25 protein-coding genes, 1 tRNA gene and 1 pseudogene are annotated in these 24,246 nt (G+C 71.6%); 18 read left to right on the top strand and 9 right to left on the bottom strand.

What is annotated here, in order from left to right; genetic code table 11:
* Positions 1-246 precede the first annotated feature (246 nt).
* Positions 247-555: a hypothetical protein gene (locus tag C1N91_RS16505; RefSeq protein WP_175415833.1), complete on the bottom strand. Its 309-nt coding sequence runs from the start codon at positions 553-555 to the stop codon at positions 247-249.
* A gap of 528 nt (positions 556-1,083) precedes the next feature.
* Between C1N91_RS16505 and C1N91_RS00200 the strand changes: the two genes are divergently transcribed.
* Complete coding sequence (locus C1N91_RS00200) at positions 1,084-1,536, top strand: hypothetical protein (protein ID WP_137766089.1); 453 nt, start codon at positions 1,084-1,086, stop codon at positions 1,534-1,536.
* Between the two features lie 22 nt (positions 1,537-1,558).
* Here the strand turns inward: C1N91_RS00200 and C1N91_RS00195 are convergent, their stop codons facing one another.
* A complete protein-coding gene (locus C1N91_RS00195) occupies positions 1,559-2,377 on the bottom strand; it encodes an SDR family NAD(P)-dependent oxidoreductase (RefSeq protein ID WP_137766088.1) in 819 nt (272 codons plus the stop codon).
* A gap of 146 nt (positions 2,378-2,523) precedes the next feature.
* On the opposite strand from C1N91_RS00195, the gene C1N91_RS00190 reads away from it, so the two are divergent.
* The 4 genes and pseudogenes from C1N91_RS00190 (at position 2,524) to C1N91_RS00180 (ending at position 6,895) form a co-directional block, all read left to right on the top strand.
* Positions 2,524-4,107, top strand: coding sequence for an MFS transporter (locus tag C1N91_RS00190; RefSeq protein ID WP_302641403.1), 1,584 nt, complete (start codon positions 2,524-2,526; stop codon positions 4,105-4,107).
* 103 nt (positions 4,108-4,210) lie between these two features.
* Positions 4,211-4,663: pseudogene (locus C1N91_RS17155) on the top strand (alpha/beta hydrolase); the annotation flags it as partial.
* An 82-nt stretch (positions 4,664-4,745) separates the two neighbouring features.
* Positions 4,746-5,084 (top strand): alpha/beta hydrolase fold domain-containing protein, encoded by a 339-nt coding sequence (locus C1N91_RS16905; protein ID WP_254678433.1) that lies wholly within the window; start codon positions 4,746-4,748, stop codon positions 5,082-5,084.
* 107 nt (positions 5,085-5,191) lie between these two features.
* Positions 5,192-6,895, top strand: a complete 1,704-nt coding sequence (locus C1N91_RS00180; RefSeq protein ID WP_137766087.1) for a beta-N-acetylhexosaminidase — start codon at positions 5,192-5,194, stop codon at positions 6,893-6,895.
* Positions 6,896-7,051: 156 nt separating this feature from the next.
* Here the strand turns inward: C1N91_RS00180 and C1N91_RS00175 are convergent, their stop codons facing one another.
* From C1N91_RS00175 to C1N91_RS00165, 3 genes are all read right to left on the bottom strand, one after another.
* Positions 7,052-7,669, bottom strand: a complete 618-nt coding sequence (locus C1N91_RS00175) for a TetR/AcrR family transcriptional regulator (protein ID WP_058728310.1) — start codon at positions 7,667-7,669, stop codon at positions 7,052-7,054.
* Between the two features lie 66 nt (positions 7,670-7,735).
* Positions 7,736-8,293 (bottom strand): MarR family winged helix-turn-helix transcriptional regulator, encoded by a 558-nt coding sequence (locus C1N91_RS00170; RefSeq protein ID WP_137766086.1) that lies wholly within the window; start codon positions 8,291-8,293, stop codon positions 7,736-7,738.
* Positions 8,294-8,340: 47 nt separating this feature from the next.
* The gene (locus C1N91_RS00165; protein WP_137766085.1) at positions 8,341-8,523 is read right to left on the bottom strand and encodes a hypothetical protein; all 183 of its coding nucleotides are present in this window, start codon (positions 8,521-8,523) and stop codon (positions 8,341-8,343) included.
* Between the two features lie 141 nt (positions 8,524-8,664).
* On the opposite strand from C1N91_RS00165, the gene mgrA reads away from it, so the two are divergent.
* Positions 8,665-9,708, top strand: a complete 1,044-nt coding sequence (gene mgrA / locus C1N91_RS00160) for an L-glyceraldehyde 3-phosphate reductase (RefSeq protein ID WP_058728313.1) — start codon at positions 8,665-8,667, stop codon at positions 9,706-9,708.
* Positions 9,709-9,798: 90 nt separating this feature from the next.
* Here the strand turns inward: mgrA and C1N91_RS00155 are convergent, their stop codons facing one another.
* Entirely contained in the window at positions 9,799-10,590 is a 792-nt protein-coding gene (locus C1N91_RS00155) for an alpha/beta hydrolase (RefSeq protein ID WP_137766084.1), read from the bottom strand.
* Positions 10,590-11,117: a phenolic acid decarboxylase gene (locus C1N91_RS00150; protein WP_137766083.1), complete on the bottom strand. Its 528-nt coding sequence runs from the start codon at positions 11,115-11,117 to the stop codon at positions 10,590-10,592. Before C1N91_RS00150 ends, C1N91_RS00155 begins: the two co-directional genes overlap by 1 nt.
* Positions 11,118-11,180: 63 nt before the next feature.
* Between C1N91_RS00150 and C1N91_RS00145 the strand changes: the two genes are divergently transcribed.
* The 3 genes from C1N91_RS00145 to C1N91_RS16500 all read left to right on the top strand — a co-directional run bounded on the left by C1N91_RS00145 (position 11,181) and on the right by C1N91_RS16500 (position 12,548).
* Entirely contained in the window at positions 11,181-11,651 is a 471-nt protein-coding gene (locus C1N91_RS00145; RefSeq protein WP_137766082.1) for a MarR family winged helix-turn-helix transcriptional regulator, read from the top strand.
* Between the two features lie 126 nt (positions 11,652-11,777).
* Positions 11,778-12,221, top strand: coding sequence for an Hsp20/alpha crystallin family protein (locus C1N91_RS00140; RefSeq protein WP_111228184.1), 444 nt, complete (start codon positions 11,778-11,780; stop codon positions 12,219-12,221).
* A 12-nt stretch (positions 12,222-12,233) separates the two neighbouring features.
* Complete coding sequence (locus C1N91_RS16500) at positions 12,234-12,548, top strand: hypothetical protein (RefSeq protein WP_175415832.1); 315 nt, start codon at positions 12,234-12,236, stop codon at positions 12,546-12,548.
* Between the two features lie 133 nt (positions 12,549-12,681).
* On the opposite strand, the gene C1N91_RS00135 is transcribed toward C1N91_RS16500, so the two are convergent.
* Entirely contained in the window at positions 12,682-13,563 is an 882-nt protein-coding gene (locus tag C1N91_RS00135; RefSeq protein ID WP_137766081.1) for a manganese catalase family protein, read from the bottom strand.
* Between the two features lie 214 nt (positions 13,564-13,777).
* Here C1N91_RS00135 and C1N91_RS00130 point away from each other — a divergent pair, with 214 nt between their 5' ends.
* From C1N91_RS00130 to C1N91_RS00120, 3 genes are all read left to right on the top strand, one after another.
* Complete coding sequence (locus C1N91_RS00130; RefSeq protein ID WP_137766080.1) at positions 13,778-14,461, top strand: SDR family NAD(P)-dependent oxidoreductase; 684 nt, start codon at positions 13,778-13,780, stop codon at positions 14,459-14,461.
* 206 nt (positions 14,462-14,667) lie between these two features.
* Complete coding sequence (locus C1N91_RS00125) at positions 14,668-15,984, top strand: sensor histidine kinase (RefSeq protein WP_137766079.1); 1,317 nt, start codon at positions 14,668-14,670, stop codon at positions 15,982-15,984.
* Positions 15,981-16,652, top strand: a complete 672-nt coding sequence (locus C1N91_RS00120) for a response regulator (protein ID WP_137766078.1) — start codon at positions 15,981-15,983, stop codon at positions 16,650-16,652. Before C1N91_RS00125 ends, C1N91_RS00120 begins: the two co-directional genes overlap by 4 nt.
* Before the next feature lie 173 nt (positions 16,653-16,825).
* Here the strand turns inward: C1N91_RS00120 and C1N91_RS00115 are convergent.
* Positions 16,826-16,912, bottom strand: a tRNA-Leu gene (locus tag C1N91_RS00115).
* Positions 16,913-17,022: 110 nt separating this feature from the next.
* On the opposite strand from C1N91_RS00115, the gene C1N91_RS00110 reads away from it, so the two are divergent.
* The 6 genes from C1N91_RS00110 to C1N91_RS00085 are packed head-to-tail and all read left to right on the top strand — an operon-like array spanning position 17,023 to position 24,237.
* Entirely contained in the window at positions 17,023-17,703 is a 681-nt protein-coding gene (locus C1N91_RS00110) for an FhaA domain-containing protein (RefSeq protein WP_058728322.1), read from the top strand.
* Positions 17,700-18,254, top strand: a complete 555-nt coding sequence (locus C1N91_RS00105) for an FHA domain-containing protein FhaB/FipA (protein WP_137766077.1) — start codon at positions 17,700-17,702, stop codon at positions 18,252-18,254. Before C1N91_RS00110 ends, C1N91_RS00105 begins: the two co-directional genes overlap by 4 nt.
* Before the next feature lie 7 nt (positions 18,255-18,261).
* Complete coding sequence (locus tag C1N91_RS00100; protein ID WP_137766076.1) at positions 18,262-19,626, top strand: Stp1/IreP family PP2C-type Ser/Thr phosphatase; 1,365 nt, start codon at positions 18,262-18,264, stop codon at positions 19,624-19,626.
* On the top strand, positions 19,626-21,074 hold the full coding sequence (locus C1N91_RS00095) for an FtsW/RodA/SpoVE family cell cycle protein (protein WP_137766075.1): 1,449 nt from the start codon (positions 19,626-19,628) through the stop codon (positions 21,072-21,074). The genes C1N91_RS00100 and C1N91_RS00095 overlap by 1 nt, the downstream gene beginning before the upstream one ends.
* Positions 21,071-22,525, top strand: a complete 1,455-nt coding sequence (locus C1N91_RS00090) for a peptidoglycan D,D-transpeptidase FtsI family protein (RefSeq protein WP_137766074.1) — start codon at positions 21,071-21,073, stop codon at positions 22,523-22,525. Before C1N91_RS00095 ends, C1N91_RS00090 begins: the two co-directional genes overlap by 4 nt.
* Positions 22,522-24,237 (top strand): protein kinase domain-containing protein, encoded by a 1,716-nt coding sequence (locus C1N91_RS00085; protein WP_137766073.1) that lies wholly within the window; start codon positions 22,522-22,524, stop codon positions 24,235-24,237. The genes C1N91_RS00090 and C1N91_RS00085 overlap by 4 nt, the downstream gene beginning before the upstream one ends.
* The last annotated feature ends 9 nt before the right edge of the window (positions 24,238-24,246 follow it).

Raw genomic sequence — 24,246 nt, 5'->3', positions numbered from 1 at the left:
CCGGCTGACACCGCGCCTCCCGTCCGTCGCGTTCAGCGCCTGGTGTTCCGTCGGCGACGACGACGGATCATCGTGCCGACGTAGGCGCCGCTCGCCCCGACGGCGATCGAGTTGACCACCGCAGCCGTCCACTGACCCGGTGTGTCCACCGTGCTCGCGAAGTATGCAGAGCCTGCGACGAGCAGGCCGACCGCGACCGCGACCGCGAACCAGACGTTCGTCAGGAGCCTCAGCACCGCTCTGCACTCAGGCACATCGGGGTGCGTGGTGCGAGACGGGGTAGACGCGCAGCGACTTCGTACCGCAGCGGATGCCACCACCACCGCCGATGGCATTGCTCGCGAGGAGCGCTGCCACCTGAGCAACGGCACACACCGCGGGGCCGAGCGCACACATGCCGGAGGCGATCGCGGTCAGCGCCCCGCTGATGATGAGGTTCTGATCGAACGCGTTGAACGCGACGTACATGCCGTATCGGTCGGACCCCGTACCCAGGCGGGCGTCCGGACCGCCGGTGTTCAGTTCGAGCGTCGTTCCGTCTTCCCCCTCGATCACGACGGTCGTCGTACCGTCAGCCGCGGTGTGCTCCGCTGTGATCGCTCCTGCGGACCGGGCTTCGTCGATGGCTCGATGAACGGTTTCCATCGTGACGGAATCCGGCACGGTGTCGTCGATGCTCTGGGTCGCGTCCGCCGACGATCGCGCAGCTGCGTTCGCAGCGGGAGCGTTCACGAGGCCGGCCGCGATGAGCGCGCCAGCCAACGCGATACCGGCCGACCGAGGACGGAAGTTCTGCAAGATCGTCTCTTTCTCGAGGTGCGCACCAGGATCTGGTCACCCTGGTGATGCGACTGTAGCGCCGGGAATCCCGGATGTGGAACAGTGGTATATCTGCCATCTGCGAGATGATCACGTTACCCACCGGTCGAGCGGCCAGCGAGCTTCGTCCCGAGGGCCGATGCCGACGGGCGCCGTGCCGTGTCAGGGTCGGACCAGGAGGGGATCCGACCGCTGTCGAAGGAGGCACCCACGGACACCGCACACGACCGAGCGCCACGACGACGAATCCTGCCGACGGTCCTGGTGACCGCTGCCGTGCTGGTCGTCGGGACCGGTGCCGCTGTCGGCGTGCACCTCGAGCACGCTGCCGAGGTCGCGCGGCGGCTCCCGCCGGCGAACGCCACGTCGGAGCAGGTCCTGCGCGTCTACCTCCACGCCGCCGAAGCACACGACTGCGCGGTGACCGAAGCCCTCACGGCCGCGGACGCGTCGGGTACACCCGGTCAGTCGTGGTGCGGCCAGCGGCAGCCGACGTCGTGGTTCGACGAGCACCCGGACCTGCTGGCCCACCGGAACATCGGCGCCGTCGAGCGGATCCCGGCCGACGAGCGCGGCGGGGTCGCCGAGGAGTGCATCCCGGTCGACGTCACCGAGACGAACATGACGGGTGCCGAGCCCGGGACCCTGCGGGGGTGGCAGTTCTGCTTCCACCACACCGAGGACGGGTGGCGTCTGTCCGACGAGGGCTACGGCTGATCGGTCCGTGCCTCCTGGTCGGTCACCGCCGTCGGCCACCACCGCCGCCGGTGGCCACCTCCGTCAGCCGTGCCATGAGCCCGCGGGGGACGAAGCGGTGCGCGTTGGCCGTGACCACGTTGCCGAACCCGGAGACCACGGTCGGCCCGCCGGACCGGGCGAACGCGCGGAGCCCGACGGCGGCGACCTGCTGCGGGGTCTGCCGACCGCGCTCCAGGAAGCCCGCTGCACCCGGGTGCCGAGCGGCCTCGTCGAAGAACCCGGTCTCGGTCGCCCCGGGACAGAGCGCGAGGAACCGCACGCCGCTCCCCCGGTTCTCCTGCCAGATCGCCTCGGTGAACGAGAGCAGGAACGCCTTCGTCGCGCCGTAGACGGCCATCCCCGGCGTCGGTTGGAACGCGGCGACCGACGACACCGTCATCACACCGCCGAGGCGGCGCTCGAGCATGCCCGGCAGGAACGCGTGCACCAACCGCACGACGGCGGTGCAGTTGAGGTCGATCTGGGTCCGGATCCGCTCCGGGTCGGCCTCCACGAAGGGACCGTGGTCGCCGACGCCGGCGTTTGCGACGAGGACGTCGACCCGGGTGCCGGACAGCGCGGTGACGACCCGGTCGACGCCGTCCGCCGTGGCGAGGTCGGCCGAGACTGTCTCCGCAGCGACGCCGTGGTCGCGGCGGATACGGGCGGCCAGGGCGTCGAGGCGGTCGGCCGAGCGGGCGACGAGGACGACGTCGGCCCCGGCGGCGGCCAGCCCGAGCGCGAGCTCCTCGCCGATCCCTCCACTGGCGCCGGTGACGAGGGCGCGGAGGCCTCGGAAGGGACTGCGGGGACGGCTCATGGACCCTGCGTACACCCGGCAGTGGCGTGATCGACCGTGATCGCGGTACAGTGCCGTCCAGAGGGAAAAGACCCGCGCCGCTCGTCGGCCGGGAGCGTGCACGCGTCTCACGGGAGTCGCCACTTCTTCATCGAAGGAGTGCACCCGTGTCTGCACACACCCCACCCGCCCGTCTCCGTGATGCGTGGATCGCCCTGTCCGGGCTGTCCGCCGTGTTCCTGTTCGAGATGCTCGACAACTCGGTCCTCACCGTCGCCCTGCCGACGATCGGCCGTGACCTCGCGGCCTCCACCGCCTCGCTGCAGTGGGTCTCGAGCGCGTACTCGGTCGCGTTCGGCGGCCTGATGCTCCTGTTCGGAGCGGTCGCCGACCGGTTCGGCCGCCGTCGCACCATGCTCGTCGGGCTGACGCTGCTGGCGGCGGCGAGTGCTGCGACCGTCCTCGTGACCAGCGTGGAGCAGCTCGTCGTCGTCCGGGCCCTGATGGGACTCGCCGCCGCGATGACCACCCCGGGCTCGATGGCGCTGACCTTCCGGCTCTTCTCCGGCGACGAGCTGCGCGTCCGGGCCCTGACCGTGGTGTCGACCGCGGGACTCGTCGGGCTCGCGGTCGGGCCGACGATCGGCGGGTTCGTCCTCGCCGTGGCGCCGTGGCAGGTGCTGCTGGTCGCAAACGTGCCGATCGCCCTCGTCGCACTCGTCGGCATCCGGTCCGGCGTGGGTGCTGACCGGTCGGAGGACCTGCACCGGCACCCGCTCGACCTCGTCGGCGCGGCGCTCGGGACGGCCGCGGTGGTCGGTGTCCTGGTGACCCCGACACTCGCCGTGTCCACGGGGGGCTGGCCGGCCTGGGCCGCTGCGGTCGTCACCGTCGCAGCCGTCGCGGGCTTCGTCGTGCATGAGCGCTCCGCCCGGCACCCCCTGCTCGACCTCGCCCTGGTCGCACGGCCCCTCGTCGCGAGCGGCCTGGCGTACAAGGCCGCGGCGGGTCTCGCCACGGCCGGGCTGTCGTACGCGGTGACCCTGCAGCTGCAGGCCGCGTGGGGCTGGCCGCCGGCCCTCGCCGCGATCGGGACCCTGCCCCAGGTCGTGGTGCTGCTGGTGAGCGGCCGGTTCGTCGGGCCGTTCGTCCGTCGGGTCGGGCTCGAGCGCGCCGCCTGGACGAGCGCGACGGCCGTCGTCCTCGGGCTCGCCGTGTTCACGCTGGGCGGTCGCACCGGCTACCCCGCGGTCGCGGTCGCGCTCGTGCTCGTCGCCGCCGGGATGCGCGTCGTCGGAGCGGTCGCCGGCGCGAGCGTCCTGTCCGGGCTGCCCGCCGACCGCACGTCGATCGGCGCGGCGCTCGTGGACACCGCGAGCGAGCTCGCCACCGCGGTCGGGATCGCAGTGACCGGGACGGTGCTCGCGGCGTTCGTCCCGGGCGGCGTCACCACCGCGCAGACCACTGCGGCCCACGCTGCTGCCGTCGTCGGTGCGCTGCAGGTCGCCGGGGCCGCGATCACCGCGGTCGCCGCGCTGCTCGTCGCCGTCGGGGTGCTGCGCGCACGTCGCGGAGCCAGCACGCCGGAGCCGACCGCGACCCAGCCGACCCCGACACCGACCGCGGCCACGGCCACGGCCACGGCCACGGCCACGGCCACGACCCAGCCGATCCCGACACCGGCGCTCCCGACGTCGTCCGCTGCTCCTTCCTCGTCCGTCGACCACCACCAGGAGTCCTCCCGTGCTTGAGACCACCACGCCCCGCCCGCCCTTCGACCCCGAGCTCGCCGTCTTCCTCACCGCGCTCGAGGCCCGTGGACCGTTCACCATCGACGCCGCGGCCCTGCCCCGGATGCGCGCGCTCGACGTCAGCGAGCAGGAGCTCGACGACCGGCTGCGCTCCCGCGGCCTGGAGCGACGGAGCATCACCGTCCCCGGCCACGGCGGCGACCCGATCGACCTCGCGGTGATCCGACGCACCGGTCGGACCGGTCCGACCACGTGCGTCTACACGATCCACGGCGGTGGCATGGTGATGGGGCACCACCTCGGCAACCTCGACTCGTACGACGACTGGCTGCTCGACCACGACGTCGTGCTGGTCAGCGTGGACTACCGCCTCGCTCCGGAGCACCCCGACCCGATCCCGGTCGAGGACTGCTACGCCGGCCTCGTCTGGGTCGCGGAGCACGCCGACGAGCTCGGCATCGACCCGGCACGGATCGTCGTCGCGGGACAGAGCGCGGGCGGTGGCCTGGCCGCGGGGACGGTCCTGCTGGCCCGCGATCGCCGCGGCCCCGAGGTCCTCGCGCAGGTCCTGGTCTCCCCGATGCTCGACGACCGCGACGCGGCAGATCGACGGCGTCGGGGTCGCCGACCGGCAGGCGATGCACTTCAGCTGGGGCGCCTACCTCGGCGAGCGCCGTGGCACCGACGACGTCTCCCCGTACGCGGCACCCGCACGTGCCGAGGACCTCTCCGGGCTCCCCCGCACCTACGTCGACTGCGGCAGCGCCGAGGTGTTCCGCGACGAGACGGTGGCCTTCGCGAGCGCCCTGTGGGCGGCCGGGGTCGACGCCGAACTGCACGTCTGGCCCGGAGCGTTCCACGGCTTCACGAGCATGGTGCCGGGAGCGGCGGTCTCCCGGTCGGCGGTCGCGGCCCTCGCCGACTGGACGACCCGGCTGCTCGGCGAGCCCGACCCGGTCCGGACACCAGCCGCCTGACGGCGCGCAGCGGGCACTGGGGGCGGGCAGCGACGAGGATGGGGCGCACCGCCACGACGGCGGCGGCACCGGCACGTCCCCGCCCTCCCCCGGAAGGACCGCTCCGCATGCTCATCCCCCGCCCCCGCTCCCGCGCCGACGGCACCGGCTCGTTCACCCTCGACGAGCGGACCCGCGTGACCGCCGACCCCGCGGCCGAGCCGGTCGCGCAGTACCTCCAGCAGGTGCTCCGCGCTTCGACCCGACTCCCCCTGTTCGGCGCCGCCGGCGCGACCGACGTCCCGGTGATCGCCCTGCGGATCGCCGCCGACCCGGACGACCTGCCGGCGGGCCCGGGCGGTGACCGGTCCGAGGCCTTCCGCCTCGAGGTCACCACCGACGGCGTCGTCGTCACGGGTGGTGGCCCGGCCGGCGTGTTCTACGGCGTCCAGGCACTCCTCCAGCTCCTGCCCGCCGACGTGTACCGACGCGGCCAGGTGCGGAACGACGCATGGACGCTCCCGGTGACGGTCGTCGAGGACGCCCCGGCCTTCGCCTGGCGCGGCGTCATGCTCGACGTCGCGCGGCACTTCCGCACCAAGGCCGAGGTCCTCCGTCTCGTCGACCAGCTCGCGGTCCACCGGATCAACCGCCTGCACTTCCACCTGACCGAGGACCAGGGCTGGCGCATCGAGATCACGGAGTACCCGCGGCTCACCGAGGTCGGGTCGTGGCGCACCGAGTCGCAGGTCGGCGCACACGTCCCGGACGACGACGGCACGCTCCGGGTGGCCGCGAAGGACGGTCGCCCGCACGGCGGCTCCTACACGCAGGACGACGTCCGCGAGATCGTCGCCTACGCTGCCGACCGGTTCGTCACCGTCGTGCCGGAGATCGAGACGCCCGGGCACGTCCGCGCCGCCCTGGCCGCGTACCCGGAGCTCGGCGTGCACCCGGACCGGCAGCTCGACGTCTGGACCGAGTGGGGCATCGCACACGACGTCCTGAACGCCGAGGAGCGCACGGTGCAGTTCTTCCGCGACGTCCTCGACGAGGTGATCGCGCTCTTCCCCTCGGAGTACGTCGGGATCGGTGGCGACGAGTGCCCGAAGGACCAGTGGGAGGACGATCCCCGCACCCAGGAACGCATCCGCGAGCTCGGACTCGAGGACGAGGAGCAGCTGCAGGCCTGGATCGTCGGGCAGTTGGCGGCCCACGTCGAGTCGCACGGCCGGCGGGCGTTCGGGTGGGACGAGATCCTCGAGGGCGGCGCGCTCTCCCCGTCGGCGACCGTCGTCTCGTGGCGCGGGCTGCAGGGTGCGGTCACGGCGGCCCGGCGCGGCCACGACGTCATCTCGACGCCCGACGACCAGGTGTACCTCGACTACCGGCAGAGCGACCTGCCGAACGAGCCGATCCCGGTGTCGATCGTGCTGACCGTCGACGACGTGTACGCGTTCGACCCGGTGCCCGCAGAGCTCACCGAGGCGGAGCGCGCGCACGTCGTCGGCGGGCAGGCGAACATGTGGACCGAGCACGTCGACTCCGTCCGACGACTCGACTACCAGCTGTTCCCCCGCGTGGTCGCGCTGGCCGAGGCCCTGTGGTCGGCCGACGTCGCCGGACCCCGCGACGTGGGCGACTTCCGCCAACGGCTGCAGCACCACCTCGCCCGGCTCGACGCCCTCGGTGTCGAGTACCGGCACGGGTCGGGCCCGCGCCCGTGGGAGGAGCGGCCTGGTGTGCCCGGTAGACCCCAGACGCGCGCGGAGCGCGCGGCGTACATCGACGCGGTCACCGCGAACATAGCGGACGGCGGTCCGACGCCGTAGCCGCGGCCGGACGGCGGACGGGAGGCCCGTGGCGCGCCCGCACCGCGCCTCCTGTCCGACCACGTCCGTGACGGGAGGCCCGTGGCGGGCCCGCACCGCGCCTCCCGTCCGACCCGTGTCCGGTCCGGGACCGTGGTCGCCTCGCCGGGACGGGCGTCAGTCGTCCGCTGCGGGGATGATCGACTCGAGCAGGCGGAGCACCCGCTCGCCGTCGACCGCGTCGGGGTCGAGCAGCCACTGCACCTGGAGTCCGTCGGACGCGGCGATGCCGAGACTCGCCAGGTCGACGGGGTCGAGGTCCGCACGGATCCGGCCGGCCGCCTGGTCCGCGGCGATCAGCTCGGCGAGGTCGGCGCGGAGTCGGCTGAACCGCTCGCGCATGAAGTCGCGGGTGGCCGGGTGCCCCTCCTGCACGGCGTCGGCGGCGAGGGTCGTGTAGAGCTGCACGAGCCCGGGGACCTCGCGGTTCCGCGAGGCGCTCTCCCGCATGTCGCCGATCGCCGACCGCATGCGGTCCGGGGCGTCCTGCTCGCGGACCTCGTGCTCGCGGTAGACGGCGAGCAGCAGTTCGTCGCGGCTCGGGAAGTAGTGCCGCAGTGCCGCGTGGGTGATCCCGAGCGCGTCGGCGACCGACCGCAACGACGACGCGTCGACGCCCTGCGCAGCGACCATGCGGATCATCTCGTCGAGGATCTGCGCACGGCGCTCGGCGCCCTTGCGGTACCCACCGCGTCGAGGCGGGGTCGCGCCGTCGTCGTCGACCTCGTGCGTCATCCCTCCAACTTACCGCTGGAAGGTTTTCGCGCCACCCCGCAGTCGCCGCGACGGACGTGGTCGCCGTCAGGAGTCGTTCGGCTCCGCGGCACCGTCGGGGTCGACCGTGTACTCGTCGACCGGCGCGGGCGCGCCGCCGGCGAGCGCGTCGGTGATCTGGGACAGGCAGCGTGCGAGCACCTCGTTGTCCTCGCTCGACAGGTGGTCCATGACACCCACCACGGCCTCGTGGAACCGGGCGTACGAGGAGTCGATCTTCTCGGCGGCCTGCACCGTCGGCTCGAGCACCTGGGCCCGACGGTCGGTGGGGTGCGGTACGCGGACGATGTCACCCTTCGCCACGAGCCCGTCGACGATCTTCGTGACCGACGCGTTCGAGACGTTGAGCATGACGGCGAGGTCCTTCGGGCCCATCGCCCGGCCGTCCCGGTGCGCCTGCAGCATGTACCGCACCGTCAGGAACTCGTTCTTCGTCAGTCCGCTCTCGGCGCGTGCCTGTTCGAGCTGCTGCTCCTCGGCGTGCTGCAGCTTCAGGAGTGCGTCGACGGCGACCTTCGCGGCCTTCGACCGCGGCTCCCGGGCGTAGAGGTGGACGTGCTCGCGGCGGACGACGGTCAGGGGCATCGGCTGGTGGGGTCTCTCTGTCGGGCGGATCCGGTCGGAGCGGGCAGCTACGCGGTGGGCGCCGTGAAGAAGTCAGCGTACGACGGCTCGCTGCGCGTCGACAGGAGCGAGGGGTCCTGGATGCGACGCGTCACGTAGGCGTCGATGACGGCGGGGTCGGTCAGTCCGACCCGCGTGTGGGTCGCGGACAGCCGTGTCGACCGCGGCATCCCTGAGTACGTGCTGTGCATGAGTGGTCCCGCCTTCCTGCGTCGCTGCCGTCCTGGTCGGACGAGGGAACTGTTTCACGACGCGAACGATCAGTGCAACGAACCTTTCGCGTTCTGTACGGTTCGCGCGGCACCCGACCGGGCGGGGCCAGGATGGGAACCATGGCCTACACCGCCGCGGACGACCGCTACGACTCCATGCCCTACCGCCGGACCGGCCGATCGGGCCTCGACCTGCCCCTGCTCTCCCTGGGCTACTGGCACAACTTCGGCGACGACAAGCCGTTCGAGACGCAGCGGGCGATCAGTCGCCGGGCGTTCGACCTCGGCATCACCCACCACGACCTCGCCAACAACTACGGCCCGCCCTACGGCGCTGCCGAGGTGAACTTCGGCCGGCTGATGCGCGAGGACTTCCGCCCCTACCGCGACGAGATGGTGATCTCGACGAAGGCCGGGTGGGACATGTGGCCCGGGCCGTACGGGCAGGGCGGCGGCTCGCGGAAGTACGTCCTCGCCTCGCTCGACCAGTCGCTCGAGCGGATGGGCCTCGACTACGTCGACGTCTTCTACTCGCACCGCCTCGACGCCTCGACGCCGCTCGAGGAGACGATGGGCGCGCTGCACACCGCCGTGCAGCAGGGCAAGGCGCTCTACGTCGGGATCTCGTCCTACGACGCCGAGCGCTCCCGGCAGGCCGTCGAGATCCTGCGCGACCTCGGCACGCCGCTCCTCATCCACCAGCCGTCGTACTCGATGCTCAACCGATGGATCGAGGACGAGGGACTCCTCGACGCCGCCGGCGAGCTGGGCTTCGGCGTGATCGGCTTCACCGCGCTCGCGCAGGGGCTGCTCACCGGGCGCTACCTCGACGGCGTGCCGGAGGACTCGCGCGCAGCCGCCGGCAAGTCCCTCGACGCCGGCACCCTGACGGACGAGGTCGTCGGCCACCTGCGGGCGTTGGACGACATCGCGTCCGAGCGCGGTCAGAGCCTCGCGCAGCTCGCGCTCGCGTGGGCGCTGCGCGACGAGCGGGTGACCTCGCTCGTGATCGGGGCGTCGCGTGTGGAGCAGCTCGAGCAGAACGTCGCGGCGCTCGGCAACCTGTCCTTCACGGACGACGAGCTCCGTCGCATCGACGAGCACTCGGTCGGCGTCCTCGACGTCGACCTGTGGTCGGGCGCCCGTTCCGGTCAGGTGAGCTGACCCCGGAGCCCTTCGCGAAACGCAACGTGGGCGAGTGCTCGCAGGGTTCTACCGCTGCGAGCTGCCGCCCACGTTGCGTGCCGCGGTCCGTCAGGCCAGGCCGAGGCGCTCGTCGAGCAGCGACAGGAGTCGCTCGCGGAACGGCACCGACGACCAGCCGTGGTCCGCGCCGTCGACGACCGTCAACCGCGCTCCGGGCAGGAGTTCGGCGTAGCGGCGGCCGTAGGACACCGGCACGATCGCGTCCTCGGTGCCGTGCACCACGTCGGCGGGACCCGTGTACCCGGATACCGGCCCGTAGACGTCGAGGTCGTCCTGCACGTCGGCGATGAACGCGCCACCGAGGGGCATCCCGCCGAAGTCGAACCACCCGCGCTCCCGGACCGGCGCGAGCGGCTGCCCCTGGATCTCGTCGTGCTTCGTGATGTCGTCCACGACGACCCCGGCGGGCGACCACAGTGTGAGCGTCCGGACGTGCGAGGGCTCCCGCGCCGCGGCGAGCGCCGACTCCACCGCGCCGAGGCTGTGCGCGACGACGTGCACGCCCTGCCCACGGTCGGCAGCGCGGATCATCGCGACGACCTGGTCGACCTCGTCGCGGATCGTGATGTCCGCGAACTCGCCGTCGCTGACGCCCTGGCCCAGTCGGTCGTGGCTCCGGACCACTGCTCCTCGTGCGACCAGGTGCCGCGCGGTCTGCACGAACAGCTGCTGTCCGCCGAGTGCCGTGCTGCTGAAGCCGTGCACGAGCAGCACGACGGGAGCGTCGTCGGCGGCGCCGTCCTGCGGCTCCCACTGCCAGCCGCGGACCGTGCGGCCCTCGTGGTCGAGCGTGGTCGGCGTGGTGCGGGGATCGACACCCCGCAGCGGCACGGTGGCCATCAGTTCGTCAGGTCCGCCCAGCCGGCCGGCAGGTCGCCGGGAGCGGTGTCGATCACGGACTCGTCGTCCTCGCCGACGTGCTCGAACAGGGTGATGTGCGCGAACTCGGGCACGACGTAGATCGGGTAGGTCGGGCCCTCGTCGCGGAAGCGCTGCATCTCGTCCAGGTGGTCGTTCTGGAAGAGGACGGTCTTCGACCCGTCGAGCTCGATCCACCGCGGGAAGAAGATCGTGCCGTGCAGGACGCGCTGCTCCGGGATGACGTTGACGACGACGCTGGTGCCCGTCGGCTCGTTCCACGACACCTTGTAGACGCCGGCCGCCAGGGCGACGAGGTCGACCGTCTGGTCCTTCACCCAGCGGCCGCCGACGTGGCCGGTGTGGATGCGGTAGTCGATGGTCGTCGCGTTCTTGACGTACATCTCGTACTGCCAGCCGTTGGCGTACGTGTAGACGAACCGGTGGCCGACGATGCCGGTGAGGTCCTGGGGCGGTTCGGGGTGTTCGACGGTGGTTTGCGTGCTCATGTGTTCGAGTTTGCTCCCGAACTTGTTTTGTTGCAAACACTTCTCGCTGCTAGGTTGCCGTGTGTGCAGGGTACGGACGGGTCGGAGGGCACGACACAGGTCGCGCGCAGGCTGAGCGACCGCGTCGGACCGTTCCGCCGCGCCCTGCTCCGGACGTCGCGCGAGGTCGCCGACCTGCCGGACATCCCGGACGCCCAGGTCGAGGTGATGCGTGCACTGGCGGTGGGGACGACCACCCCCTCCACCCTCGCCAGCCGCCTCGGACTCGCCCGCTCGACGGTGAGCAACCTCGTGTCGGCGATGGAGACCGCGGGTCTGCTCGAACGACGCCTGGCGGCCGGGGACGGGCGTCGGACCGAGCTCCGCCTGACAGCGCTGGCCGAGGAACGGCTCACGGCGTACGACGAGGCGTCGACCTCCGTGCTCGTCGCGGCGCTCGACCGACTCTCCCCCGAGGACCGCGCCGCACTCGCTGCCGCACTCCCGGCGCTCGAGCACCTGCACCGTGAGGTCACGCGCCGCGACGCGCGCTGACCACCGTCGACCCCGGGCTCCCAGCGAGCTCCGAGCGCTTTTTTGGCACTCCTGAGGGGAGAGTGCTAAAACGTGTTGCAGTTGAGTCGAGGGGACTCAACGAAGACCACGAAGGAGTTGATCTCGATGACGATGCAGTTCGACCCGTTCCGCGAGCTCGACCGACTCGCCGGCTCCCTGCTCGGGGCCGGCGCGGGTGCTCCGCGCTCCATGCCGATGGACCTGTACCGCACCGGCGACCACTACGTCCTCGACGTCGACCTGCCGGGCATCGACCCGGGCTCGGTCGACGTGGACGTCGACGGTTCCGTGCTGACGATCCGCGCCGAGCGCACCCTCGGTGCTCCGGAGGGTTCGCAGTGGCTCACCCGCGAGCGGCAGCCCGGCACGTTCGTCCGGCAGCTGACCCTCGGCGACCACCTCGACACCGCCCGCATCAGCGCCGCGTACGACAACGGTGTGCTGAGCGTGACGATCCCGGTGAAGGAGTCCGCGAAGCCGCGCAAGATCGACGTCACCACCGGCGGCGGTGCGCAGCAGCTGGCGGTCGGCAGCGGTTCCGCCGAGTAGTCCGGGGCGCCGGTGACGACAGTCCTCAACGCACTCCTCGCCGTGGTGGTCGTGACCGCGGCCCTCGTCGCCACGAGCCTCGACCGCCGCACCGCCGCCCTGCTCGGCGCCGGTGGCAGCACCGTGGGCAGCTTCCTCACCTGGGTCGTCGCCCCGCGGGCGTGGACCGACGTGCCGGTCGTCCCCTGGGTCGCCGCCGTGGCCGGGACGGTCGCGTGCATCGCGCTCTGGAGCGCGGTGCGCCTGTACTCCGACATCTTCGAGCCGACGCGCGCGCCGCGCGACGACGACACGGCAGCACTCGCGACGGTCGGCGCGGACACGTGACGACCTGACCATCAGACGGACGGGAGGCCCGGTGCCAGCCGGCACCGGGCCTCCCGTCCGTGGGCGCGTTCCGTCTGCGGTCGCCTCCCGTCTGCCGTCGCGTCCCGTCACCGACACACGATCGGCGCGACCGTCACTCCTTGTTCAGGGTGTCCTGCACCGCGCCCGCGGTCTTCTCGACCACGTTCGGCAGTTCGGTCGTGCCGTAGAACCGCACGTCGGGGTGCGTGGGCGGCGGCATCGGCACCGCCGACGTCGGGCCGTCGTGGTACGAGTACTCGCCCTTGCCGTCGAACGACGGACCGCTCGCCCAGGGGCCGTCGCCCGCCTGCGCCCCGTCCGAGAAGTTCAGGTACTGGTAGCTGAACTCGGTGTGCTCCTTCGACTGCGGGAAGTTGTTCGGCACCGGGAAGTCCTCGATCCCCTTCTCACGCAGTTCGGCGGCCGCCGTCGCCCACATGTTCTGGTGCATGGTGTCGCGCGCGAGCAGGAACGACAGCAGGTCCCGCACGCCGTGGTCGTCGGTCATGTGGTAGAGCCGTGCGACCTGCACGCGCCCCTGCATCTCGGCGTTGGCGTTCGCGGTGAAGTCCGCGAGCAGGTTGCCCGACGCGGTGATGTAGGAGCCCTGCCAGGGATTGCCGTCGCTGTCCACCGGACGTGCTCCGGCGCCCGCGACGATGCCCTGCTGGACGTCCGTCCCACCGACGATCGCGGCCACCGTCGGGTCGTCCTGCACGGCGTCCTCGGTGATGCCGAGCGGGCTCTTCTCGAGCAGCTGGGCGATCATCGTCGCGAGCATCTCGACGTGCCCCATCTCCTCGGCGCCGATGCCGAAGACCATGTCGCGGTACTTGCCCGGCATGTGCATGTTCCACGCCTGGAACTGGTACTGCATCGCGACGGAGATCTCGCCGTACTGGCCGCCGAGCACCTCCTGCAGCTTGCGGGCGTAGACGGCGTCGGGCTTGTCCGGCGTGCTCGTGAACTGGAGTTCCTGCTTGTGGAAGTACAACTCGTGCTCCTGTCTCGATGATCGTCGTGCCGGGGTCGGGCGTCAGGGGCCGTCGTCGGCACGGTGGTGTCCGGTGGTCGCGGCCGACGGCCGGCCGTGCCGACTGGGCGCCCGTCCGGGGTGGACGGTTCACGCGGTCGGGCTGGCCGGATCACGCGGACGGGCTGAACGGATCCCGCGGACGGAACGGGCCGAGCGGCCTAGCGTGAGCGACATGGACCTCGAACTGCGTGACCGTGTCGCCCTCGTCGTCGGCGGACGGGGGACCATCGGCTCCGCCGTCGTCGACACCCTGCGACGCGAGGGCGCCCGGGTCGTCGTCGCCTCACGGAGCGCCGACGGGGACGACGCCGTGGCGATGGACACCGCGTCCCAGGAGTCGGTCGACGCCGCGGTCGCCCGGGTGCTCGAGCAGCACGGAGGCATCGACGTCCTCGTGGTCACCGCCGCGCCAGCCGCCGGCACCCTCGACCCCGACCGCGCCTCGGACCCCGAGCAGGTCGCCGCCGCGATCGACGGCAAGGCCCTCGGCTTCCTCCGGGTCGCGAACGCCGTGCTCCCCGTGCAGCGCGAGGCGGGCTGGGGCCGCGTGGTGGTCGTCAGCGGGCAGAACGCGTACCTGTCCGGCAACGTGACGACCTCGCTGCGGAACGCGGCGACGAGCATCATCGCCGGGAACCTCGCCGACCAGTACGCGGGCACGGGCGTCACCGTGAACGTCGTGAACCCCGGCCGGGTCACGGACGAGCCCTCCGCGGCGGTGCAGCCCGGCGCCGGGGGCGAGTCCAGCCCGCAGCAGATCGCCGACCTCGTGACGTTCCTGTCGTCCCCGCGCTCGGTCGTGAGCGGCGAGTCGGTGTCGATCGCACACAGGGTGCTCGGACAACTGACGATCTGACGGGTTCGTCCTGCAGGACGACCCCGTTCGTCCCGCCGGACGATGCCCGACGACGGGGTCACCCGTCAGGCTCGGTGGCATGGAGAGCTCGACCAAGCACGTGATCGCCACCCTCGCCACCTGCGCCGCGATCGTCGTCGTCACCGCGGCGGCCCTCGTCGCGATGTCCCCGATGCCGTGACCACCCGTCGTGCGATGATCGAACCGTGACGGACCGGCGGACGTTCATCCGGCCCGTGCGGGGCCGGTCGTTCGTCGTCGACCTCGTCCTGGCCGGGTGCGCGGCGCTGCTGTTCGCCGCGCCGATCGACCTCGAGCTCGAGCACGCCAGTCCTCTCGCGGTCGCGGTCGCCTGCGTCGCGATCGCCCTCCGGCGCGTCTCCCCGAGCTCGGCGATGGTCGCCACCGTCGCGCTCGGCCTCGTGCAGGTGGCCGGCGGCGAGCGGCCGTCCCTGGTCGACCTCGCCATCGCCGTCGTCATCGGCACCGTCGCCGTCGTCGGGACACGGTTCGAGGCCGTGCTCGCCGGACTGCTCGCCGTGGTCGCCGGAGCATCGGCGTCCATGTACCTCTCCACCACCGGTTACCGGTACGCCCTGCTGCTGAACGGACCGCGCGACCAGGTCGTGCTCGTGCTCGTCGCGCCCGCGCTCGTGCTGCTCTCCGTCTGGGCCGCCGGGCTCGCCGGACGGGCCGTCCGGTCGCAGAACGCCGAGGCCGTCCGCCGAGCCGACGCCGAGGCGGCGGCCAGCCGGGCGGAGGCCGTGGCCAACCGCGCCGAGGCCGTCGCCACCCGCGCGGTCGACGAGGCCGAGGCCGAACGCATCCGCGCCGACATCGCCCGCGACGTGCACGACGTCGTCGGCCACTCGCTCGCGGTCATCATCGCGCAGGCGGACTCGGTGCCCTTCCTCGACGACGAGGCCCGCATCCGCGAGGTCAGCGCCACCATCGCCAGCACCGCCCGCAGCTCCCTGGTCGAGGTGCGGCAGGTGCTCGGACACATCGACGGCTCGGACACCGCGAACGACCCGACCTCCTTCGAGGAGATCGTCCGCGGCATCCGCGACGCCGGCGTCGACGTCGAGCACGCCGTCCGCGGTGTCGCCCGGCCGCTCGGAGCGGTGCACGGCACCGCTGCCCGCCGGGTGCTGCAGGAGATGCTCACGAACGCACTGCGGCACGGGGCACCCGGCGGCGCCGTCGAGGTCCGGGAGACCTGGCGGTCCGCCGACCTCGTGCTCGAGGTCGAGAACGCCGTCCCGTCGAGGGCACTGCCCGTCGGTGCGGGCCTCGGGCTCGAGGAACTCGCCGCGGCGGCGACCGGCGCCGTGCCCACCCGCACCCCGGTGACCGGCGAGCAGCCGACGGTCTCGTCGACCCGGGGCTCGGGGCGGGGCCTCACCGGCATGCAGACCCGACTGACCACCATCGGCGGGTCGTTCGACGCCGCCGTGCTGGACGCCGTGTTCGTCGCGCGCGCCCGTATCCCGTTCGACGTCCGAGGGGGGACCACTCGATGACCGACCCGATCCGCATCCTGCTCGTCGACGACCAGGCGCTCTTCCGCGCGGGGCTCCGCGTGGTGCTCGACGCGCAGCCCGACATGCAGGTGGTGGGCGAGGCGTCCGACGGCGCCGAGGCCCTCGACCGCATCCGCGAGCTCCGCCCCGACGTCGTGCTCCTGGACATGCGGATGGCCGGGACGGACGGCGTCGAGACCGTCCGCCAGCTGTTCTCCGGCACGTTCCCGGGGCCGCTCCCCCGCGTGGTGGTGCTCACGACCTTCGGCCTCGACCCCGCTGCCGCCACGGCGATCCGGCTCGGCGCGAGCGGGTTCCTGCTCAAGGACACCACGCCGCCCTTCCTGTTCGCGGCCGTCCGGGCCGTGCACGAGGGCAGCTCGGTGATCGCGCCGAACGACCTGTCGCAGCTGTTCGGCGCCGACGTCGACCGTGCGCCCGCCCCGCAGCCCGAGGCGTTCCAGACGCTGACCGACCGGGAGCGGATCGTGTTCGGGTGGGCGTCGCGCGGGCTGTCGAACGCCGAGATCGCCGCGAAGGAGTTCGTCACCGAGTCGACCGTGAAGACGCAGATCTCGAGCATCCTCGGCAAGCTCGCGCTCCGCGACCGGGTGCAGCTCGTCGTCTACGCGCACGACCACGGGCTGGCAGGCGCGCGGGACGCGTAGGCCGACGTCCGCGCCGGTCCCGTCAGACGGCGAGCCGACCACGGGACGGCCTGGAGGCTCGTGGCGGCGGTGAGCCGCGCCTCCCGTCCGACGGACACCGCGTTCCCCCGCACAGTGCGAGACGCCGGGAACGCGAGAAGGCCCCCGGATTCCTCCGGGGGCCTTCCCTCACCTGGTGCGCGAGGGGGGACTTGAACCCCCACGCCGTTTCCAGCACACGGACCTGAACCGTGCGCGTCTACCAATTCCGCCACTCGCGCCAGCCCGGCAACACTAGCACGCACCGGAGGGTGCCCGTGACCACGCACAGACGGGCAGGAGCGCCACCCACTACCATGCAGTGGTCCCTGACCGACGAACACGGAGACACATGGGCCTCTTGGACAGCTTCGAGCGAGGGTTGGAGCGCGCCGTCAACGGTGCGTTCGCGAAGACCTTCCGCTCCGGCGTGCAGCCCGTCGAGATCTCCAGCGCCCTGCGGCGGGAGCTCGACACGAAGGCCGCCGTGGTCTCGCGTGAGCGGATCCTCGTCCCCAACGAATTCACGGTGCGCCTCGCCCCGCCGGACCACACGCGCATGGCGGACATCGGTCGACCGCTCATCGACGAGCTGTCGCAGATGGTGCAGCAGCACGCCGTGGCGCAGAACTACTCGTTCTCCGGGCCGGTCTCGATCACCCTGCAGCAGGACGGCACGCTGTCCACCGGGATCCTGCAGATCGACTCCTCGACGGTCCAGCGGGACGTGGCCTGGGTGGCCGTGCTCGACATCGGGTCGCAGCGCCACCGGCTGCACCGCGGGCGCACGGTCATCGGGCGCGGCACCGACGCGGACATCACCGTCGCCGACACCGGGACGAGCCGGAAGCACGTCGAGGTCATCTGGGACGGCAAGCACGCCCAGGCCAACGACCTCGGGTCCACGAACGGGTCGAAGCTGAACGGCGAGCGCTTCCAGCAGGCGATCGTCGAGCCGGACTCCACCATCGAGATCGGTCGTACCCGTATGGTGTTCCGGGTGATCCCGGAGAACGACGGAGGTGCACGATGACCACGGGCCTGACCCTGCTCGTCCTGCGCTTCGCCTTCCTCGCGGTGCTGTGGCTGTTCGTGTTCGTCATCGTCTTCGCGCTGCGGAGCGACCTGTTCGGCCAGCGCGTCCGCACCATCCCGACCGACCCGAAGGCCGGAGCGTCGTCACCGACGACCGCGGCCGCCGCGCCCGCCGCAGCCGCACCGGGGGCCTTCACCGAGCTGATCGGCCAGCCGTCGGGACCGACGCAGCAGCAGGCCGGCGCCGTGCAGCAACCCGTCGCGACTCGCCTCGTCATCACCGAGGGCTCGCGCGAGGGCATGGAGATGCCCCTCGGCGGTGGTCCGATCACGATCGGTCGCTCCAGCGAGTCGAACGTCGTCATCCGCGACGACTACACCTCGACGCACCACGCCCGCCTCGACCTCCGCGGCGAGGGCTGGGTCCTGTCCGACCTCGAGTCCACGAACGGCACCTTCGTCAACGGTCAGAAGGTGACCGGACCCGTCACCGTCGCGGAACGGACGCCGATCACGATCGGGACGACGACGTTCGAGCTGCGGCGGTAGCCGGGACATGACGGCTCGCACGCTGAGCGCCGCTGTGTCCCACGTGGGGCGCATCCGCGCCAACAACCAGGACTCCGGCTACGCCGGCACCCACCTGTTCGCGGTCGCGGACGGCATGGGCGGGCACGCTGGCGGCGACGTCGCCTCGGCCATCGCCATCCGCCGCATCCGCGAGGTCGACCGCGAGTTCCCGTCGGCGCACGACGCCGAGTTCGCCCTGCAGTCCGCGCTCATCGCCGCGAACCAGCTCATCACCGAGACGGTCTTCGAGCACCAGGAGCTCACCGGCATGGGCACCACGGTGTCCGCGCTCATACGGGTCGGCGAGCAGATCGCGATCGCCCACATCGGTGACTCGCGGATCTACCGCATGCGCGACGGGGAACTGCAGCAGATCACCTCGGACCACACCTTCGTGCAGCGCCTCGTCGACAGCGGACGCATCACGCCGGAGGAGGCAGCGGTGCACCCGCGGCGCTCCGTGCTCATGCGCGTGCTCGGCGACGTCGACGCCGCACCCGAGGTCGACACCGCCGTCATGGACATCCAGACGGGCGATCGGTGGCTCCTGTGCTCCGACGGTCTCTCGTCGTACCTGGCCGAGGAACGGATCCGGCACGCGCTGGCCTCGAACATGGACGCCAACCAGGTGACGCAGCGACTGGTCAAGGAGACCCTCGACCACGGGGCCCCGGACAACGTGACCGTCGTCGTGATGGACGTCACCGACACCGAACCCGAGGACGACGACGCCGCCGCGACCACGGTCGGTTCCGCCGCAGCCCCGCTGACCTTCGAGGCGTCGACCGGCCGCAAGCCGATCCGCCTCCCCACGATCCTGCTCCACCCGCTCAAGGTGAGCTCCGTGCCCGAGGACTCGCACTTCGAGCCGGAGTCCGACCAGTACTTCGCCGAGCTCATCGCGGAGGACCGCCGTCGCCGCATCCGGCGTCGCGTGGCATGGTCGATCGCGCTGGTCGTCGCCGTCGCGGCGCTGGTCGGCGCGGTGTTCCTGGGCTGGCGGATCACCCAGGCCCACTACTACGTCGGGACCGACCGCGGCACCGTCGCCATCTACCAGGGCGTGCAGCAGTCGATCGGCCCGATCGCGCTGTCGGACGTCTACGAGGACACCGACATCGCGGTCTCGTCGCTGCCGGACTACACGCGTGAGAACGTCCGGTCGACGATCAACGCGACCTCCCTGTCGGACGCGCGCGACATCGTGGACCGTCTGCGGAAGGCCGCCGAGACGGGTCAGGACCAGGCGGGCACGGGCGGCCACACCGGCTCGTCGCCCTCGCCCACCCCGAGCGGCTCGGCGTCGCCGTCGGACGACGCTTCGCCGTCCGAGAGCCCGGGAGCCGGCTGATGAGCACCGCGACCGCCCAGTCCTTCACGCAGGCGATCACGATCAAGCTGCGTGAGCCGGCGCGTGCCCGGAACCTCGAGCTCGTGCTCCTCGTCATCGCCTGCGGCATCTGCGCCGGCGCGATGGTGCTCGTGCAGCTCGGCACCAAGGGCCGGATCTTCGACACCGGCGTGCTCTGGGTCGGCGCCGGGATCCTCGGGCTCGCGCTCGTCATGCACGTCGTGCTCCGGATCGTCGCCAAGCACGCGGACCCGTTCGTGCTGCCGATCGCCCTCGTGCTGAACGGCATCGGGATCGCCGAGATCTACCGCATCGACGTGCACAACGGCCTGACCGGCTGGGACGCCATCGGGGTCAAGCAGATCGTCTGGACGATGCTCGCGATGGTCCTGGCGACCATCACCGTCGTCGTGGTCCGCAACCACCGCTTCCTGCAGCGCTACCGCTACATCTTCATGTTCGCGACCATCGCGCTGCTGCTCCTGCCGATGCTCCCCGGCATCGGGGAGAACATCGGCGGCGCCCGGGTGTGGATCCGCATCGGTCCGTTCTCGTTCCAGCCCGGCGAACTCGCGAAGATCACCATGGCGCTGTTCTTCGCCGGGTACCTCGTCACCGCCAGGGACTCCCTGTCGATCGTCGGCAAGAAGTTCGCGGGCATGACGTTCCCGCGCGCCCGCGACCTCGGCCCGATCCTGGTGATGTGGGCGTCGGCGATGGCCGTCCTCGTGTTCCAGCGCGACCTCGGCACCGCGCTGCTGTACTTCGGCCTGTTCCTCGTGATGATCTACGTCGCGACCGCCCGGCTCGGCTGGGTGGTCATCGGCCTCGGGCTGTTCATCGGCGGTGCCCTCGTCGCGCAGTCGGTGCTCGTGTACGTGCGCGGCCGCTTCGAGCAGTGGTTGGACCCGTTCAACCAGGCGATCTTCGACCGTCAGACCCAGGGCAGCTACCAGCTCGTCCAGGGCCTGTTCGGCTTCGCGAACGGCGGGATCACCGGCACCGGCCTCGGCCAGGGCCGCCCGTACATCACGCCCGTCGCCAACGCGGACTACATCGTCGCGTCGCTCGGCGAGGAACTCGGGCTGATCGGCGTCTTCGCGATCCTCGCCCTGTTCATCGTCCTGGCGTCCCGTGGGCTCCGCGTGGCGTTCATGGCCCAGGACGACTTCGGCAAGCTGCTCGGCGTCGGCTTCGGCTTCATCATCGCGCTGCAGGTCTTCGTCGTCGTCGGCGGCATCACCCGGATCATCCCCGTGACCGGCCTGACGACACCGTTCATGGCCGCCGGTGGGTCGTCGCTCATCGCGAACTGGATCATCGCGGCGATGCTGCTGCGCCTGACCGACTCGATCCCCGCAGAACAGCGCGTCCAGCAGGGCGCGGTGCCCGCCGCCCGCGGCCGTTCCGGACGCGGTGCGACGACCAGGAAGGAGCGCTCCCGGTGAACCGACAGCTCCGCGGCGTCTCGACCGTCATCGTGCTCATGTTCGTCGCGCTCTTCGTGTCGACGACGTCCATCCAGTTCTTCGCGGCCGACTCCCTGCGAGCCGACTCGCGGAACTCCCGCACGATCCTCGACAGCTACTCGACCAAGCGCGGCGCCATCCTGGTCGACGGCAGCCCGATCGCCGAGTCCACCCCGTCGGACGACCAGTACCAGTACCAGCGCAAGTACACGAACGGTGCGCTGTACTCCGCCGTGACCGGCTACTTCACGATCGGCCAGGGCAACACCGGCATCGAGAGCGCCGAGAACGCCGTGCTCTCCGGCAACTCCGACGCGTCGTTCTTCCAGAACCTCAACGCGATCCTCACCGGCCAGGACGTCCAGGGCGACAACGTCAACCTGACCATCGACCCCGCCGTGCAGCAGGCCGCGTACGACGCGCTCGGCGAGAACAGCGGTGCGGTCGTCGCGATCCAGCCGTCGACCGGCAAGATCCTCGCGATGGTGTCGAAGCCGGCCTACGACCCGAACGCGCTGACCTCGCACGACACCGCGCAGGTGAAGCAGCAGTACGACGCCCTGCTCCAGCAGACCCCGACCCCGCTGCAGAACCGCGCGATCGGCGGCGACCTGTACACGCCGGGTTCGGTCTTCAAGCTCGTCGTCGCGTCCGCCGCGCTGAAGGACGGCAAGTACACGCTCGACTCCGAGTTCCCGAACCCCTCCCGCCTGCAGCTCCCGGGGACCAGCACGTACATCAACAACGCCGAAGGTGGCTCCTGCGGCGGCGGCGAGACCGTGCAGCTCCGCACGGCGATCCAGTACTCGTGCAACATCCCGTTCGCCGAGCTCGGTCAGAAGCTCGGCTACGACACGATCAAGTCCGTCGCGGACGAGTACGGGTTCGGCGACGCGATCGAGGTGCCGATGCGCGCGACCGCGAGCCAGTACCCCGAGGTGGACTCGACGGCGCAGCTCATGCTCAGTGCGTTCGGTCAGGCCAGCGTGCGCGTCTCGCCGCTGCAGATGGCGATGGTGTCCGCCGGCATCGCGAACGGCGGGAAGGTCATGCAGCCGTCGCTCGTCGACTCGATCACCACGAGCGACCTGAAGACCGTCGAGTCGTTCTCGCCGAAGCAGTACAGCGACCCGCTGTCCGGCTCCGAGGCGGCCGACCTGACCGAGGCGATGCAGAGCGTCGTCAACGCCGGGACCGGCACCAATGCCAAGATCGACGGAGTCGACGTCGCGGGCAAGACGGGCACGGCGGAAGGCGGTACGGGCGACCCGTACACGCTGTGGTTCACGGGGTTCGCCCCGGCGAAGGACCCGGAGGTGGCCGTGGCGGTCGTCGTCGGGAACGGTGGCGGACTCGGGCAGTCCGGCGTCGGCAACACGGTCGCGGCTCCGGTCGCGAAGAAGGTCATGGAGGCGGTGCTGAACAAATGAGACCCACCAGCGGACTCACTTTCGGTGGGCGGTACCAGCTCTCCTCCCGTGTCGCGATCGGCGGCATGGGCGAGGTGTGGCAGGCGACCGACCTCGTCATCGGCCGGACCGTCGCGCTCAAGATCCTGAAGGACGAGTACCTCGGTGACCCGGGCTTCCTCGAGCGCTTCCGCGCCGAGGCCCGTCACGCCGCGCTCGTCAACCACGAGGGCATCGCCAACGTCTTCGACTACGGCGAAGAGGACGGCAGCGCCTACCTCGTGATGGAGCTCGTCCCGGGCGAGGCGCTGTCCACCATGATCGAACGGGAGCACACGCTGCCCGTCGACAAGGTGCTCGACATCGTCGCCCAGACCGCGAACGCCCTGCAGGCCGCGCACGCCGTCGGGCTGGTGCATCGTGACATCAAGCCGGGCAACCTCCTCATCACGCCCGACGGACGCGTGAAGATCACCGACTTCGGCATCGCGCGCATCGCCGACCAGGTCCCGCTCACCGCGACCGGCCAGGTGATGGGCACCGTCCAGTACCTGTCCCCGGAGCAGGCGAGCGGCCACCCGGCCTCGCCGTCGACCGACATCTACTCGCTCGGCATCGTCGCGTACGAGTGCCTGGCCGGCCGTCGTCCGTTCACCGGCGAGTCCCAGGTCGCGATCGCGATGGCGCACATCAACGAGCAGCCGCCAGCGCTGCCGGGCGACGTGCCCGAGCCGGTGTCGGCACTCGTGCTGTCCTGCATCGCGAAGAAGCCGGCGGACCGTCCGGCGACCGCCGCGAACCTGGCCCGTGCGGCGCAGGCGCTGCGACGCGGGGACGTCGCCGCCGCGACCGTCGCCGTGCCCGCTGTGGGTGGCGCCGGGACCGTCGCGTTCAACCCGCCGCAGCGTCCCGGTGACGACGCGGCGACCGCGCTGATCGGCACACAGGCCGGTGCGGTCGCGGGCCCCGGCACCCCGCGGTCGCCCGCGGCCCCGGAGGACGACGAGCCGAAGAAGAAGCGCGCCTGGATCTGGTGGCTCGTCGGCGTCCTCGCGGTGCTCCTGATCGGCGGCGTCATCGCGGCGTTCGCGCTCGGTGGCTCGGACGAACCGACGCCGGCACCGACGTCCTCGTCGCCGACGCCGACCAGGTCGACCCCGACGCCGACGCCCACGACGACCCGGGTCTTCCTGAACAAGAGCGACTACGTCGGACGCAACGCCGACGAGGTCCGGGGCGAGCTCGAGGGCCGCGGCTTCGAGGTCACCGTCCAGGACGGCAGCCCCGCGCCGACGGCACAGCAGGCCGAGACGGTCGCGGACATCACCCCGACCGGCAGCGTGGTCGAGGGGACGCTCGTCACGATCACGCAGTACACGACCCCGCCGACGGCCAACAAGCCGAACACCCCGAACGCCGGAACGGTGTCGGAGTCCGGCCAGGTCACCTTCAGCTGGTCCGCCGCGACCTGCCCGGACGGCTACACGGTGTCCAAGTACAGCTGGACCGTCTCGGGCGGCAAGGACGCCTCGGGCGCGACCTCCGGGGACACCAGCTCGACGGCCGTCACGATCCAGGCGGACGCCGTGGGTGCCCCGGTGTCGTTCTCGTACACGGTCACGTGCGGCTCGCTCGCCGCCTCGGAGTCCTCGGACCCGGCGACCGCGACGTGGGAGCAGGCCACCCCGACGCCGACGGAGACGCCGTCGGCCACGCCGACCCGGGCCCCGTAGCAGGACCGA

It is taken from the genome of Curtobacterium sp. SGAir0471 (assembly GCF_005490985.1).
Lineage (GTDB): Bacteria > Actinomycetota > Actinomycetes > Actinomycetales > Microbacteriaceae > Curtobacterium.
This window is presented reverse-complemented; position numbering and strand designations above follow the sequence as displayed.